General features: G+C 53.2%; 16 protein-coding genes and 1 pseudogene. 7 read left to right on the top strand and 10 right to left on the bottom strand.

Annotated features, from left to right (window positions below):
• The first annotated feature begins 224 nt into the window (after nucleotides 1-224).
• The 3 genes from ACWPM9_RS03020 to ACWPM9_RS03010 are packed head-to-tail and all read left to right on the top strand — an operon-like array spanning nucleotide 225 to nucleotide 3,888.
• On the top strand, nucleotides 225-902 hold the full coding sequence (locus tag ACWPM9_RS03020) for a vWA domain-containing protein (protein ID WP_484756697.1): 678 nt from the start codon (nucleotides 225-227) through the stop codon (nucleotides 900-902).
• A complete protein-coding gene (locus tag ACWPM9_RS03015) occupies nucleotides 884-1,669 on the top strand; it encodes a PP2C family serine/threonine-protein phosphatase (RefSeq protein WP_484756696.1) in 786 nt (261 codons plus the stop codon). The genes ACWPM9_RS03020 and ACWPM9_RS03015 overlap by 19 nt, the downstream gene beginning before the upstream one ends.
• Entirely contained in the window at nucleotides 1,666-3,888 is a 2,223-nt protein-coding gene (locus ACWPM9_RS03010; RefSeq protein ID WP_484756695.1) for a protein kinase domain-containing protein, read from the top strand. Before ACWPM9_RS03015 ends, ACWPM9_RS03010 begins: the two co-directional genes overlap by 4 nt.
• 36 nt (nucleotides 3,889-3,924) lie before the next feature.
• Here the strand turns inward: ACWPM9_RS03010 and ACWPM9_RS03005 are convergent, their stop codons facing one another.
• From ACWPM9_RS03005 to ACWPM9_RS02990, 4 genes are all read right to left on the bottom strand, one after another.
• Complete coding sequence (locus ACWPM9_RS03005) at nucleotides 3,925-4,587, bottom strand: hypothetical protein (protein WP_484756694.1); 663 nt, start codon at nucleotides 4,585-4,587, stop codon at nucleotides 3,925-3,927.
• A complete protein-coding gene (locus ACWPM9_RS03000) occupies nucleotides 4,584-5,426 on the bottom strand; it encodes an MvdC/MvdD family ATP grasp protein (RefSeq protein ID WP_484756693.1) in 843 nt (280 codons plus the stop codon). The genes ACWPM9_RS03005 and ACWPM9_RS03000 overlap by 4 nt, the downstream gene beginning before the upstream one ends.
• A 126-nt stretch (nucleotides 5,427-5,552) precedes the next feature.
• Nucleotides 5,553-5,921 (bottom strand): hypothetical protein, encoded by a 369-nt coding sequence (locus tag ACWPM9_RS02995; RefSeq protein ID WP_484756692.1) that lies wholly within the window; start codon nucleotides 5,919-5,921, stop codon nucleotides 5,553-5,555.
• A gap of 352 nt (nucleotides 5,922-6,273) precedes the next feature.
• A complete protein-coding gene (locus tag ACWPM9_RS02990) occupies nucleotides 6,274-6,507 on the bottom strand; it encodes a DUF3892 domain-containing protein (protein WP_105374333.1) in 234 nt (77 codons plus the stop codon).
• 265 nt (nucleotides 6,508-6,772) lie between these two features.
• On the opposite strand from ACWPM9_RS02990, the gene ACWPM9_RS02985 reads away from it, so the two are divergent.
• Nucleotides 6,773-7,372 (top strand): SH3 domain-containing protein, encoded by a 600-nt coding sequence (locus ACWPM9_RS02985; RefSeq protein ID WP_484756691.1) that lies wholly within the window; start codon nucleotides 6,773-6,775, stop codon nucleotides 7,370-7,372.
• A gap of 90 nt (nucleotides 7,373-7,462) precedes the next feature.
• On the opposite strand, the gene ACWPM9_RS02980 is transcribed toward ACWPM9_RS02985, so the two are convergent.
• The 5 genes from ACWPM9_RS02980 to ACWPM9_RS02960 all read right to left on the bottom strand — a co-directional run bounded on the left by ACWPM9_RS02980 (nucleotide 7,463) and on the right by ACWPM9_RS02960 (nucleotide 11,446).
• Nucleotides 7,463-8,095: a hypothetical protein gene (locus tag ACWPM9_RS02980; RefSeq protein WP_484756690.1), complete on the bottom strand. Its 633-nt coding sequence runs from the start codon at nucleotides 8,093-8,095 to the stop codon at nucleotides 7,463-7,465.
• A 12-nt stretch (nucleotides 8,096-8,107) separates the two neighbouring features.
• Entirely contained in the window at nucleotides 8,108-8,329 is a 222-nt protein-coding gene (locus tag ACWPM9_RS02975) for a hypothetical protein (RefSeq protein ID WP_484756689.1), read from the bottom strand.
• A gap of 399 nt (nucleotides 8,330-8,728) precedes the next feature.
• Complete coding sequence (locus ACWPM9_RS02970) at nucleotides 8,729-9,463, bottom strand: hypothetical protein (RefSeq protein WP_484756688.1); 735 nt, start codon at nucleotides 9,461-9,463, stop codon at nucleotides 8,729-8,731.
• 105 nt (nucleotides 9,464-9,568) lie between these two features.
• Nucleotides 9,569-10,492, bottom strand: a complete 924-nt coding sequence (locus ACWPM9_RS02965; protein WP_484757579.1) for a competence protein CoiA — start codon at nucleotides 10,490-10,492, stop codon at nucleotides 9,569-9,571.
• A 126-nt stretch (nucleotides 10,493-10,618) separates the two neighbouring features.
• Nucleotides 10,619-11,446: a hypothetical protein gene (locus ACWPM9_RS02960; RefSeq protein WP_484756687.1), complete on the bottom strand. Its 828-nt coding sequence runs from the start codon at nucleotides 11,444-11,446 to the stop codon at nucleotides 10,619-10,621.
• 91 nt (nucleotides 11,447-11,537) lie between these two features.
• Here ACWPM9_RS02960 and ACWPM9_RS02955 point away from each other — a divergent pair, with 91 nt between their 5' ends.
• Entirely contained in the window at nucleotides 11,538-12,599 is a 1,062-nt protein-coding gene (locus ACWPM9_RS02955; protein ID WP_484756686.1) for an endonuclease/exonuclease/phosphatase family protein, read from the top strand.
• Between the two features lie 136 nt (nucleotides 12,600-12,735).
• Entirely contained in the window at nucleotides 12,736-13,158 is a 423-nt protein-coding gene (locus tag ACWPM9_RS02950) for a hypothetical protein (protein WP_484756685.1), read from the top strand.
• A gap of 61 nt (nucleotides 13,159-13,219) precedes the next feature.
• Here ACWPM9_RS02950 and ACWPM9_RS02945 read toward each other — a convergent pair.
• A pseudogene (locus ACWPM9_RS02945) lies at nucleotides 13,220-13,363 on the bottom strand (transposase domain-containing protein); the annotation flags it as partial.
• A 193-nt stretch (nucleotides 13,364-13,556) separates the two neighbouring features.
• Between ACWPM9_RS02945 and ACWPM9_RS02940 the strand changes: the two are divergent.
• Entirely contained in the window at nucleotides 13,557-14,426 is an 870-nt protein-coding gene (locus tag ACWPM9_RS02940; protein WP_484756684.1) for a hypothetical protein, read from the top strand.
• Nucleotides 14,427-14,428: the final 2 nt, after the last annotated feature.

The following is a 14,428-nucleotide window of genomic DNA, read 5'->3' as shown; positions in this document are numbered from 1 at the left end:
GTCATCGATAAAACAGCCTGAAGAGCCTTCTTTTCGGCAACAGAGGCTCCGCCACTGACACATGCAAGGGTCGGGCGGCTCTCTGATCCCAAGTGCATCCCCATCCAGCGCGCTCAAATCTCGAAAAGCAAAAACTCTCACTGCGGGCCTGTTGTCTGTTTGTGCAATTGATCGGCAATTCATTTTGAGGTTGTATGGCGGCAATTGTGGATGGGGAGCCTTGTATGTCCGAGTTCGATCAACAACCTTTTGCCGACGCCGATCTGAAATCCAACCCTCAACCGCGCTGTCCATGCGTCCTGATCCTGGATGTTTCAGGTTCGATGGGCGGCAGACCAATTGACGAACTGAATGAGGGTCTACGGGCGCTGCAGGAGGAAATTCAGAGCGATAGTCTCGCGGCAAAACGGGTCGAATTCGCAATGGTGACTTTCGGGCCGGTGAACGTGGAAATGGGCTTCATCGGTGCAGAAAACTTTTATCCGCAGACGCTGACCTCTCAAGGCAATACTCCCATGGGAGAGGCCATCGAAACAGGCCTCGCCATGCTCCGTGAACGTAAGGACCGTTATCGGGAGAATGGGATCAATTTTTATCGGCCCTGGGTTTTTCTGATTACCGATGGTGCGCCTACTGACAGCTGGCATCGCGCTGCTGAAGAGGTCAGGAAGGGCGAAGACAGCAAAGCCTTCATGTTCTACGCCATCGGCGTAGAAAGTGCGAACATGGAGACGTTGGCGAAAATTTCAGTCCGCCAGCCCCTTAAGCTGAAGGGTCTCCAGTTCAAAGAGTTCTTCCAGTGGCTCTCGAACTCCCTTGGATCGGTTTCCCGGTCGAATCCGGGTGAGCAGGTGCCCCTTACCAATCCCACGGCTCCGGATGGATGGGCCTTTGCCGGATGACAAGATGGACATTCGGAGCCGCATCCGTTCGGGGCATTTCCCATGTCAAAAACGGGACACGTCTCCAGGATGCGAAGCGCTGCTTTGAGGTTCTCGACGACAACGGAGCGTCCATCTTCTGTGCCGTAGTTTCCGATGGTGCAGGGTCTGCGTCCCATGGTGGAGAAGGTGCTTCGGTTGTCTGTCGCACGATGGCGGAAGCTCTCCGTTCCCATTTCGCTGACGGCTCAACGGACATGCCATCCGAGGATCGCGTTTGGGATTGGGTAGACCAGGTTCGCGACCGGATCATTCATGCCGCGTCCTTGCGATCTCTCACTCCTCGTGATTTCGCCGCAACGATGGTTCTTGGCATCACGGACGGCACCCGGACAGTGACTGCTCACGTCGGTGATGGTGCTATTGTTGCTCGAAGCGCTGTTGACCAAGGCTGGCTGCTTCTGAGCGAATCCGAAAATGGCGAGTACGCATCAACTACGTATTTCGTGACCGATTCCGGCACTCCGAGACTCAGGTTCGCAGAGCATGATGTTCCGATAGAAGCCATATTCCTGTTCTCTGACGGGATCGAGAACCAGGTCTTGGACAGCGTAACGAACGAGCCCTACGAAAACTTTTTCGACCCTATGGTACGACCATTCCTATCAAGCACATCTCTCGGCCGCGACCATTTCCTGTCTGGCCGACTTTCGGCTTATCTCGATAGCGAGAAGTTTGCCGAGCACACCGATGACGACAAAACGTTGGTGATAGCGGTCAGAAGATGAGCCTCGACAAACTCTTTGCTGGAACTGACGAACTGCATGTCGGGAAGCGCATTGGCAAAGGCGGCGAAGGCGAGGTCTATGCGCTGACCAACCTGCCGGGCTATGCGGTAAAGGCCTATTTGCCCACGGTCGTTGTATCGCGGGAGGCGAAAATCAGGGCCATGGTGGATGCTAACCTGCATTCATCCATCAACACGGTTGCATTCCCCACTAAGGTCGTGGCTGACCGGAAGGGGAGCTTTGTCGGCTTCCTGATGCGGCTCGTTGCAGAGCACAAAGAAATCCACGAACTGCAGACGCCTTCCTCACGTTTGAGGCATTTTCCAACTGCGGACTACAGGTTTCTGGTGCGGACTGCCATCAACGTGGCGCGTGTCTTTGGGCAGGTTCATGCTGCGGGTTGCGTCATTGGCGATATCAATCAACGTAGTATCCTGGTTTCGCAACAAGCTACCGTCGCGCTCATCGATACCGACTCATTCCAGGTTATTCAGAAAGGCAAGAAGTACCTTTGCGTCGTTGGCGTTCCAGAATACACGCCGCCGGAGCTGCAAGGCCAATCTTTGAAGAACGTGGTCCGTACACCCGATCACGATGCCTTCGGCTTAGCGGTCGCCATCTTTCAAATTCTCTGCATGGATCGACATCCATTCTCGGGCCGCTTCAAGGGAGCCGGAGATATGGGGATCGAACAGGCCATCAAGGAATTTCGCTTCGCATACTCGGTGCGGGACACGAAGATGCAACCGCCTCCATCGACCGTTCAGATGGCGGACCTTTCCCCAAAGGTCAGACAGAACTTCGAGTTGGCGTTCTCACCTCAAGGCGTCGGGTCCAGGCCAACTCCCAGCCAATGGATTTCCGCACTCGAAGAGCTGGAGCAATCCCTACGGCCTTGTCCGAACAACAAGGCTCACCACTATTCAAGGGTTGCCCCTGAATGTCCTTGGTGCCGAATGGAGCAGGCATTCGGCGTGCCGATGTTCATCAGCCACGACGCCAACGCTCACCACGTAAAAGGCTCTATCAGTGAAGGCGTTGGTTTTAGCTTTAACATCGTAGCCATCGAGGCCATCCTAAACTCGCTGACAATTCCACCCCAGATCAAAGTTGCGATCCCTGCGCCGAAAATAATGTACAAGGCGTCTGTGGCCGCAGTAGACGCTGCATCGAAAAAATCTTCAGATGCAATGCTGAGGAAACTCGGTGCAGCCGGTATGGGGGTGCTCGCGGTCGTTCTGTTCGCTAGCGGCACCCCACCAATCGTACCTCTTATTGCAGGAGGTATCGGTCTTTACCTGGCTCTTCGATCCGACAGCACAGAAAGCCTCAACCTCCAGAAATACAAGGCGACTGCGGAAAAAGTACGTGCTCGTGTTCAGCATCTGCAGTCGAATTCGCCTGCTGAAACTGTCCAGGCAACCCGCGCGGCCATTCTTGAGAAGATTGATGAATACAAGGCGCTCGTATCCGACTTCAAAAATATCGAGACCGACTACAATGCCTCCAGGCGACAACAGCAGCTAGATGCCCACCTAAGTGCACACGGCATCCGAGGTGCAAGGATACCAAAATTGACGTCCGGTGACGTCGCGTCCTTGGCTTCCTACGGATTTACGACCGCATACGACGCATCAAGACGTGACGTTCAGGATGCTCATGGCATCGGCCCGGTTAAGTCCGCCAACATCATGGCTTGGGTCAACCAGGTCGAACGAAAGTTCCTGTTCCGGACCGACTACACGGCTGCCGATAGAGCCGCGTTGCAAACCAAACGGGACAATATCATCTCCCGGCAACAAGGATGTGCTGACAAGCTTTCGAAGCTTGTCGATCAATTGAAGCAGCAACACAAGCAGCTCAATGATTGGATCGCTGGCAATGATGCCCAGCTTCAGCAGTTTGTCGAGGAACTGGCCCAAGCCGAAGCTGATCTACGTCATTTCAAAATCGCGGTTCCAGCTTTGCAGCCGGTATCTCCGTATCAACCTACCCAGCCGTCGGCACGGCGACCGACCTCCTATTCATCGAATGCCAGTACCACGCGAACAAGCTTCGGAGGCAGCTACAATTCACGCCGCACAGGCTCAAGCGTACCTAGCTGCCCTGTATGTGGCTCTGGCATGCGTTTGCGAACAGCAAGGCGGGGAAAGCGGGCAGGACGCCAGTTTTGGGGATGCAGTCGATATCCGACCTGCCAGGGCACGAGGAACATTTGAAGTCAGAATCAACAGTCAATTTGTGACAGCGTACGGCTATGAGCCGCACACAGCGGAACGCACCACCGGCACAGCTACGTCGACGAGGTTTGCTATAGGCTGCCTTAGCACTGCGACCAGGAGAAGGATGGCGAATGCGATGAATGTCCTCAGCAAGAAAGCATGGGCCATTTTGATAAATGCCACTTTTGCATTCACTCCGTCGCGGTTCATTCGCGTCGTTACCAGCAAATCGCGTATCAGAGCGCTATTGGCGTCTGGCTCCCCCCAGAGGTGAACAATGTCCGTCGCATCAATACGATTGTGGGTCGAGACCGCCAAGGTGCGGAATGCCCATATTCCGCTTCTTACGAGGTATACAACGCCCAAAATAAAGAGCCCTAAAAGCACAGTCTGCCAACCAGCGCTCATGTCGGGAAGTTCGTCTCCGTAGAGGTCCTTTGGCAAGGAAACCAGGACGGGGAAGATTGCTGCAATCACCGCCAGGTAAATGGACGCCTTGCTTTCAGATGACCTCTTCCGTTCGGTTTCTTGTTCGTGTAGCGCCCGGGCGCATTCAAGCGCTATCTCGGTGTGCGTATCCCACTTCGCGTCTTTGATAAGTTGCAGGTCATGCGTCTGCTTGCTGGCTTGGTCTTCAAGCTGCAAGGTTGTTGGCCTCGAAAGCCTTGGCCAAAAGAACTCGAAGACACCGATCATACCGCTGCAATCCTCTCCAGCTCGTCTACGATTGCTGCCGCAATAGGGAGCCCAGTACGATTTTCAATCCAGGCCCACTGTCCATTCGGATTGCATTCGAGAAACCAAAACTGACCATCCTCGCCAAGCACGAGGTCTATGGCACCGAAACGCAGCTTCTGCTGCCGGACAACTTCTGTGCAGGCCAACTGGATGTCGCCGGGAAGGGTTATTACCTCGTGCCTGATTTTCGGATTTGAGCCGCGTCGCCAATCCAAAGACGCCTCGTCATATTCCTGCGAATGGATTGCCACGGAGAATACTTGTTCGCCGACGACGGTTACCCTGATGTCGAATTTTTTGGGTATGAGTCTCTGGAAAATCACTGGGGCATACTGAAGAGCTTCACGATCCTCCTCTGCAATTGCATCGATCCGACTCGTGAACATTACATGCTCGGACCCTTCGATCTCGACGACTGCTTGCCGATGAGGTTTTCCGACAATCGGTCCTTGGGCCAACAATGCGCGAGCGGTATCCAGGTCGTTCGTAATGACCGTATCCGGTACATTAAACCCGAGCCTTTTTGCCAGATATATTTGCGACGGCTTATCTTCGGCGATGAGGATGTCGCGGGGATGACTGAGCCATCTGCTTCCGACCAACAAATAGAGCGACTTCAGCAGAGCTGACCATTCTGTCGACGCATACGCTCTCTGCCCCATGTCATGGTCTAGTTTATTCAAATCTGGGAGTTCAGGCCTGCGAAAGTAAGCGGCCCTTACCTGATCAATCTGGACTCTTCTCTCTCGCGAGGACACTACCAGCGACATGGTGATTGGGTCGAGCGCAAATGACATGTCGGCGATTGCGTTCGTATTAAGCCGGAAATGATCCCGGCCTCGTCGCTTCAGCTCCCTAATAACGAAGTCAGTTGTTAGGTCCCTTTCATTGGTGAGGATCAATATCATTGACAGACAGGGCCGTCATAGAAAGCCATGAACGCGCGGTGACGTATCATCACTTTCCATCTGCGCATCAGTCTTTGTCGTGATTTCGAGGAGGTGAGTTGCATTATGCTGAACCTGATCGTCTCCTTCAACGTGGGTTTCAGTCTTCGTCTGTATTTCAAGGAACGGCGCAGGAGTGTCGTCGCTCTCCTGCTCAACCTTGGTCTTCGTCGTGATTTCGATCAAATCAGACTTGGTATCGATGAGCGGGACATTTCCGTCGGGGCTTGTAACCACCCACATTCCAAAGTCATGAGAGTATTGCCCAGGGATGGGTTCGCCTGCAGTTCTCGGGAAAGCGTACCGCGTTAGAAACGCACGGCGACCGAAGGTCTCATTATGCACGATGGAACTCCAGGAAGATTTCGTTAGTCGCCATTCAACTGAAATGGCATTGAAACTCAACGGAAAGCGTTTCTAACTAGGTGCTCGTCAACAGGCGAATGCGACAGACTCCCGAGAAAGAAATGCCATGGCATCTCCGTATTGGATATCTGATGGATATCGATCACGGCCAATTGAGATACGCTAGGCCAACTATGGCAACAAAGGCGGAAAGGAAGAAGACCACCCATTTAGTAGTTGTCCAGGGCTTTGGCGCGTAGTCATTGTCTGGGCCTGGATGTTTATCCCATCCGCCAACCATGAAAACCGCCCCCCATCCCGACAAATCAGACGCGCAGGTTGAATCTCAACGTTAATCGTCACCGGCCATGTCGTCCAAGTTATTGGTCTTCTTTCCGTCCGGGTTAGTTCGCAAATGCGGCTTCGCATTGCTGCGGCGAACGGAATGCGCATTGGAAATTTCGCCGCGATCCGCCAATTCCATTGCCTTCTTCAGCGGTGTGAAATTCTTGTTTCCATCCAGCTTCACGTGCGTGATGTCGCCTTCACGATCCGCACGGGCATCGACTACCTTTCTTGGTGCCATCTCGTATCTCCGGCCGCTTGATTGACCCCCAGCAATCCGAAGTTCTCGGATTGCTGGCGTAGCCACTTCTTCCGCTACGTTATGTGCTTCTGCATTAACGAGAAATGTCCCGCCGCTACACCTTAAGCTTGTCGGAAATTGTCTTCTACGTCAAAGTCTTTTCGAGGGCTGAGACATGCGGAAACGGTATTTGATCATAGGAGCGTTTGTTTTATATGCCTTGGGCCGAATGCTGGGTAACGACCCGGGCGGGAGCGAAGACCGCGTGGCAAATGTATCGCCCAGCTCTGAGCAGCGAAAACAGCCCGAGACGGTCAGCACCGAAACTTCAAAATTGGCTCCTACGACGGCAGCGTCAGAAGCCAACCCTGCAGATGGACAAAAAATCGAGAAACGGGAGCCAGTTCAAAACTATCCGGTGCGATTTCTTGCGGGGAACCGTGTCGCGTTTCGGTCGGGCCCTTCCACCCGTGACACAATCATTGATCGCTTCGACAATGGACGACAGGTTCTACTGATGGAAGAGTCCGGCGAATGGTCCCACATCAAAGACCAACTCACCCAACGGGACGGTTGGATAGCCTCTCGATTTCTCGCTGGGAGACCAAAGCCGCGTGACAAGGGAACAAAGAACACTGCGCGGGAGGAGCCAGTGTCCTCAGTTCCTGATTCGACGATCATCCAGCGCATCATCGCTGAATCTCTTGCTAGTTATCCCGGCTCGTGCGCGTGCCCGTATAATACAGACCGTGGCGGTCGACGGTGTGGAAAAAGAAGCGCCTATTCCAAACCGGGTGGATATGCACCAATCTGCTACCCGCAGGACGTGACCAAGGCGATGATCGATGCGTTTCGCCGACAATAATATCTGCCGCACTCGCATCACCATACGTTGCTGGATAACGGCTAGAAATAGCATGTCACGTTGATATTTCTTAGGACACGTGAGGTCCACTTAGCGTAAAATCCAATCGACTATGAGGCCAGCATATGGGCGGACAATGATGCCAAAAGCGGTCCCTCCGAGCGTAAACAGACCGTAGGCGACTATCTTTGAATGCCGCTTAAAGAAGTTAGAGAGGGCGCTCGCCTTCACCGTTTTCTCTGCATGAGAATCTTTAAAGTCGTCGACCAAAGCAAGCGTAACCCTCAGTATTTCTTCAAGTTGTTTCACTACCGAGACATCACCGCGTGTCTCGGCGAGGTAAGCCTCTTTTCTCATACTCTTCAACTGCTTGTAGGTGGATTCTTGCACGGGTGATAGAACGCCATGGCGCAGCAATATGTTAGCTCGGATGCCTTCCAGTTCCTCACGTGCAAGAATAATCGCGGTCTTTAAGCAGTCGCGATTCGCGCGTTCGATGTGACCTTTCGCCTTCACAACTTCAGATATGGTATCGTGAATTGAGGTGGCGAAATGGGCTCGCGAGAGGTGGGTAAACGCGTCTCTTATTTGATTGTCGATCTCAATCGGAAGCTTCTCGGAGAAAGAAATCGCCGCAGCTAAATATTGTGTGAAATCCTGATGGTAAAACTCCAAAGCCGAACCAATCTGGTAGGCTTTCGTTCCGGCAAGGTCATGATCCATCGATGCACAAGATCAAAAATCTTTAGTAGAAATCAAGCGCCCAAGCGCCACGTGCATGCTGCCGCTTGCTACTACTCGACCGTTTGAAATCTTCTCGGCCGGTAAATCCTTTGATTTTTGGTCAATATAGCTCTGATAATCGTTATACTTCGTGTCTGCTTTAATACCACGCCGCTCCAAAAGCGCCTTGAGCGAGGGAAGCTCTTTCCCTACTTTCAATGCTTCTGCCATCATTCAATCCTATCAAATCAAGCGATGCGCCCCCTGTGCATCGAACTGAATCATAGTTAAACGTCGCGTGAGCTTGATACAACGTTAAATTTGCGGAGGTTAGTGCGATTTCGCGCGCGTTCTACCACATAATCCACGTGCGTCAACACCACTTGGCGGATTCCGCAGTGCCACTCATGCGACAATCTCGGCAACAGATGGTCTTTGTGTCATCGGTTTCTCCGCTTAGATACCTAGGAGATGGGCCCAAGCAGCCAAAAAACAATGCCGCGACCGGGCTGCTTCGTCGTTCGCAACGGATAATGTGCGACGCGCCACTTTGTTCAATTTTCGAGCAGATGCATGTGCTTTCAAGCAACAGCTGCATGACACACGGGGGCGAGGCCTGCTAAGCACGCAAACTTAATGTAGGTGTTGTCCTCCAACGACCGTGGGCACGATCAACCGGACGAACCGGTCGAACAGAGGCGTTTTCCGGATCAAGCGCTCTTCGAGCCGGATGTGGGGCTTTTGCTTGAGGTGCCCATCATCTACGAGCCCAAGCCAATTCATCGGTCGCACAATCTCGTGCGCCGCGAAAAGGCAGGCTTCGAAGCGACCGCTGATGCTTCCGCGTGAAGGAAACAGGTCTACTGGAACGATCAGTTCCGAAAAGTCCGCGACGGTGGTCCAGTCGCTGAGCTGATCACCAATGACGCGCATGAAATGTTCGAGGTTCCAAAACAGCGCGTCCGCCTGAGGATCGTCGCCTATTGGAGAACGCAGCATATATTCTGTCAGGATCACCTGAAGATCGCCATAGCGCCCGATCATAGCGGTTCCCGCCTTGGTCAGCTTTGCTTTCCCCTTGTAATGTCGGATCAGCCTAGTGTTCAGCAGAATTTCGTGGATCAGAAAGAGGGGTGGAAAATCCGGCTCGTTCAGAACTTTGTTTACAGCATAAAGCTCTTTCGGTTCATACCCGGGCCACTGAAACGCTTCAGCAGCCCACTCCACACACTTCCGGTAAAAGTTGCCGAGTTTGGTGATTTGAATGCCTTCATGCTGCTCCGAATACCGCAAGACCTTCATGGCGTTGATGCACATCGCGGATGCTTGCAGTTCCTCCTCGGTCAGCGAATCTTCGAAAAACAACATCGCAGAATTCGATGAAGCCTTCAGCAAAGCGGTCTCCAATAAGGTTGGCTGGTGGGGTGTGCAAAGATGAGAGGAATCGCGTCGAGGCGAGACCCGGCATTTCGCTCATTCCGAAATCTCGCTGGCAGCGTAAACGGCCCAGTCGGGCTCGTACTGTTGTTCGATCATCTTCTTCCAATCTCCGCCAATGATGACTGGGAAGGAACTCACAACTTCGTCGCTGTACCAAACCCCGAATTCAAAGTGCTGCCCGATCAGGCTGTCGCAGCGATAGCAGCCATTGCTCAAATATTCCTGCTGGAGTGTTTTGCTGTACCGCTTCTTTAACTTCCCAAGTCGCGGGTCTGCGGGCAAGTGTTCGATTATAGAGCTAAGTATGTCCGATGCGTCGTCAAGATCGCTCACTCTCCATGAATACGTCTGCGAACCGAACACGACGTCGATGCCAGTTACGATTTTGGTCGTCGCCCCACACTCACGCCTCCAGCAGTCGATCTCACCTGCTCGTATCCGGACAACCGCTCTGCCATTGGTAGGCAGGCCAAACCGGAACCGGCCATCAAAAGCCGCATCGAGAAAGACATGCAACGGCATTTGGTTTTCAGAGAGACTCGTGGAGTAACCATCAGCCTGGGCAGTCACTTGGATAGCGGGAAGCGCTTCAGCGACCGGAAAGCCTTTGTGCCGGAATAACCAAAGACAACGCACTCCCGACTGTCTATAGCGCTCTTGTCTTCGCGAGGTTTCTTCGGGCGTTTGCGGTGACCATTGGATTTCGATTGCGACCGCTGCATTGTTTTTTCGCGCCAGCACATCGGCAATCCATTCCTCTCCATCGGGAGTGCGTCCCCTAACTTCTGTTCCAACTGTCCACCCGTGCCGCCGCGCCACCTCGACAGCAATTTGCTTCATGCGAAGATGGTTCTCTGTCTCGGGTGCAGACGTGCAACTCCCTATGACCTTGTGCACAAAGTGTTGGGTGCCTCGCCGTGACCTTCGAAGGGTCACGCCAGCCTCGCAGCACGGCATTTTCAGAAGATGGCCGCCCGTGTTTCGGGACATAAGTGTTTTCCATTCATCCGGGCTGAGATCGAAGGCAAATATGTCCGCTCCGTTTTCGTCGATACAGCGTAGTGGCATCCAATCTCTCGCGACTTATTTCCATTTTGCCGCCCACTCCCGTAGCGCAGCCTTCGCCCTGTTAGGCCACTGCTTTACGGGCGGGCGGACCACAATCTTTTCACCCAATGGCTTCCAGGCCAAGAACACCTGCTTGTCCTGGATCGAGGCGACCAGCAGTGCCTCCTCTTCATGACACAGATGACGGGTACAAGCTGAGCCGACGAAGTAGTCGCCATCAAATGAACCAGACCCGACACCCAGGATGATATCGGAATAGTCGTCTTTCTCTGCGCCCAGGAGGTCGTTGATCTGTGCTGCGACCTCACCGAATGACAAAAGCTCGCCAGGATGAGAAACGGTCTTCTCCCGAAGCTCGGGCCAACCTTTTGATGTGTCGGCAACGAAATCCTGGTCTCCCGATTTCGTTAAACCTCTTGCAGGCTTCCATGTCCATGTTTCACCCGGCGAGTTCGGCAGTGCTGTCGTCGAGAAGGTAAGCTGATCGGCCAGAACATCCATTTTTACCGGGCGGCAACTCTCAATCGGGCCATCGACCCTAGGGTTTGCATCCCGTGGGAACGACACGACAAAGGGGGCGGCGTCACAGGCATTTCCACCTGCCGAAGATGATCCGACAATCGCGGGCGTTCCCGAAATAAGGTGGATATCCTCAATGTGGAGTATCGCATTCTTCAGCACTTCACGGCCGTCGATTGATAGGACTTGTTCAAAATCTCGTTGCAGAACGACGACATGATGCCCGAACATCTGCATTTCGAAGACCGAAGCATTGGCGATGCCGATCTGGCTCATCACCATAGCGACCACAGTGACGACAACGAGATGAACGAAGCTTTTCAAGCGCGCCTCCGGCAATTGAATAATTGCTACTTTATGTAATCATTGCATCCAGAATGCAATCAATCTAGGCCGTCACTCAGAGGGGACAATTATGAAGAACCTGGCCGCCGCTGTCGCTATCGCATTGCTTCACATCATGCCCGCATCAGCTGAGAACCTACGGGTCGCCTCCTGGAATATCGCGAACTTGGCGTCGCAACCAGAACAGGCCCTGCGAGGCCATGCAAGAAGCGCGGAGGTCTACGCACACATCAATTCGGTAATCAGTTCGTTGGATGCTGACATCATCGCCTTGCAAGAGATCGGCAGTATTCCCGGTGCCGAACGAGCGGTTGGCCCGGACTACGATGTCTATTTCGAGACACGGTGTATGGAGAATGACCAGCGATGCCGGTTTGACAATGACGACATCTACACGGCCATCGCTGTGCGGAAGTCGATCAAGGACAAAGTGACAATCCAACAATTGGATAAGCTTTCGATACTCCACGATGACGAGTGCTGCACGCCGCCACGTCACGTTCGCGGGAGCCCTGTCGCTGTTGTCGAATTCGGTGATCAGAAAATTTGGATACCATCGATCCACCTCAAATCGGCCTGCAAAGAGGGGACGACGAACAATGACGATTTGAAGGATGATTGCGCGGTGAATGCGACCCAGTTCAACATTCTCGAACACTGGATCGCCGACAGGCCAAAAGGTGACGCGGTTATTTTGGCCGGGGACTTCAATCGCCTTCTGTTTAAAGCCCCCAACCTCGTGGCTCGGCTCGGCGCGAAAGCTCAGTTGTTGCCAGAAATGCATAAGCGTGCATGCTGGGAAGGTTATTTGTTCGATTTCGCTGCTTTGAAACAGCAAGCGCTGATCAACAATCCAAACGCCTATCAAGGTGGGCTGCAGCCCCGAATTTACACTCCGACTGAATTTGGAGCCATAGACTTCTTCGTTGTCTCTGGACTTCGCGATAGTGTGGCAGCTGACGCCGACCAAATCGAGATGGATGCCTTCTATTCGTTCGGCGATCCTGGGAGCGTGCTCACGAAATGCGATGGCTCGTCGAATCCATTCGGAACGCAGCTACTGACATTCGGAAGAGCCGACCCGAGTGATCATTGCCCAATTGTGATGTCCATTAAAGAGAGCCTACAATAGGAGGTCTACCGTAAGCGGCGTTTCACTCCCACGTGGACAGCAAATGCTTGATCGGTGTTGAGCATCTACAGCCAACATAGCAAAGCAGTTACGTGCCGATTGCGGTCATTTGCAGCGGCGGGAGAGGAGCATCAAATTGCAGGATGACGACACCAACCCTAGCCTAGCTCGTGGTCTTTTCAGACTCGGCGTCCTCTTTGGATGTGTCGCTCTCATCCTGTTCTTCTTTTGGGAAACCTACAGTTCAAGCGCCGCTCTCGGCCGACTATCAGCGGCGGCAAGCAACTTCTCCTATACAGAAAAGTGTGATGCCAATGGAAACCTGACGACTACGGGCGAACCAAATTGCATCGACCTTGGTCGCTACCAGTTTATCTATGGCCCTGTGATGAAGGCCTTTCGAAGAGCGTGCTCAGGGAGTGACGATGGCGCTGGCGTCGTAATCCTGGAGAAAGACAAAGCGCCAAGGATTGAAATCCACCGGGTTGAAAAAGCCTTCAGGTTTCGATCTCGCAATGGCGCAAATGTCCCTTGCCTGCCACCTAATCCGACGCCGTAAGATTGAAAATTCGTCTTTCGTCTTAGTGGGAGGTTGGTCCAAGCGCATTGTTGCGGCCGGGCTATCTCACTTGAAGCCGAAAATTCCACGGCAAAAGCTCATCGATCCGGCTCTGCTTGTGGCCGTTGATGATGGCGGTTGGCGTGGCGGTGAGATAGGCTAGTGGATCGACGGCATTGAGTTTGCAGGTCACAATCAACGAGGCTGATGGTCGCCCAGCCCCTCATGAGTCAACGGAGTCGAAACATGTTAACGCCTTGGCAAATTGCGGGCGCAGCGGCAGACGCTTGTTTGTCGGGGTATGGGGGTAAAAATTATCCTGTACGACTGCTCAAAACACCTATAACGTGCAACACGCGAAAGTTGAGGGGCTTTATAACGGGTGTGGGGGTAGGCCGGTGTATTCATCGCGATATTTATTATCGTTCTCCAAAACCGTCCTGATTTCCGGCTTATTGAATTCCTGCACCGCAGCAGGATTTCAGGAGTTTCAGCAATATAGCCAAGCTTATGACGCTCAATACGTACAGGCCGACACGGTCTTGCAGGCACTAGGCGGCGCTGAACGTGCGATTTGGACAGAGCGTCAACCTCGTGTGAATAAGTTTGGCTATTTCGAGCCCAAAGACGCGGCTTATTACATCGACACTGTTGAACCACCGAAAACGGCAGCCATTCGCGCTAGCCTGATAGTAATCAAGACCTATAACGCAGCGATGATAGCTCTTGCGAATGGTGAAAATGCCAGAGCGCTATCGAGTAGAATTTCAACCCTCACGGTAAACGTGGCGTCGGCGCTGCTGGCCCTTCGCGCTCTGGCCGGTCCATCGGCAACAGTGGCAAAACTTCCGACAACGAATACCGCCAAGTTCGCGGGCACGATGACGGGGTATTTGGATTACTTGCCGTTCGTGACCGAGGTTGCGACAATTGCCAGCCGCGAGGCCTTCCGAAAGCAACTCATTGAATCGCAACCCACGATCAGCAATATGCTGGTGACGCTCAGAGATGACGGGACGCGTGTCATGTACGAGGTCCTGCGCACACCAGGTGATAATGGGGTCGATACCCCTGTCCCAAAAACAGATATCGGGGCCCAGAAAATGTTGGCTGGTTGGGTTTTGCTGCTCGACAAGACCAACCTCGCACTCGAAGCAGCCGCAGACGCTGCTCGGACCGGCTCCCAAATAAATCTTGACACGCTCTCGCAAGTCTCAATCGAACTCACCGTCTTGGCGGAGCAGGTAAGAGCCGCGAAAATGAAATAAAA

This window comes from Agrobacterium sp. H141 (assembly GCF_057158725.1).
Note: the sequence above shows the minus strand (reverse complement) of the source record. Positions and strands in the feature narration are given on the sequence as shown.

What these genes read in the sequence shown, in the direction of transcription:
- ACWPM9_RS03020 (WP_484756697.1), top strand. Translation starts at nt 225, where the DNA reads ATGTCCGAGTTCGATCAACAACCTTTTGCCGACGCCGATCTGAAATCC.
- ACWPM9_RS03015 (WP_484756696.1), top strand. Translation starts at nt 884, where the DNA reads ATGGGCCTTTGCCGGATGACAAGATGGACATTCGGAGCCGCATCCGTT.
- ACWPM9_RS03010 (WP_484756695.1), top strand. Translation starts at nt 1,666, where the DNA reads ATGAGCCTCGACAAACTCTTTGCTGGAACTGACGAACTGCATGTCGGG.
- ACWPM9_RS03005 (WP_484756694.1), bottom strand. Translation starts at nt 4,587, where the DNA reads ATGATCGGTGTCTTCGAGTTCTTTTGGCCAAGGCTTTCGAGGCCAACA.
- ACWPM9_RS03000 (WP_484756693.1), bottom strand. Translation starts at nt 5,426, where the DNA reads ATGTCATTTGCGCTCGACCCAATCACCATGTCGCTGGTAGTGTCCTCG.
- ACWPM9_RS02990 (WP_105374333.1), bottom strand. Translation starts at nt 6,507, where the DNA reads ATGGCACCAAGAAAGGTAGTCGATGCCCGTGCGGATCGTGAAGGCGAC.
- ACWPM9_RS02980 (WP_484756690.1), bottom strand. Translation starts at nt 8,095, where the DNA reads ATGGATCATGACCTTGCCGGAACGAAAGCCTACCAGATTGGTTCGGCT.
- ACWPM9_RS02975 (WP_484756689.1), bottom strand. Translation starts at nt 8,329, where the DNA reads ATGATGGCAGAAGCATTGAAAGTAGGGAAAGAGCTTCCCTCGCTCAAG.
- ACWPM9_RS02970 (WP_484756688.1), bottom strand. Translation starts at nt 9,463, where the DNA reads ATGTTGTTTTTCGAAGATTCGCTGACCGAGGAGGAACTGCAAGCATCC.
- ACWPM9_RS02965 (WP_484757579.1), bottom strand. Translation starts at nt 10,492, where the DNA reads ATGCCGTGCTGCGAGGCTGGCGTGACCCTTCGAAGGTCACGGCGAGGC.
- ACWPM9_RS02955 (WP_484756686.1), top strand. Translation starts at nt 11,538, where the DNA reads ATGAAGAACCTGGCCGCCGCTGTCGCTATCGCATTGCTTCACATCATG.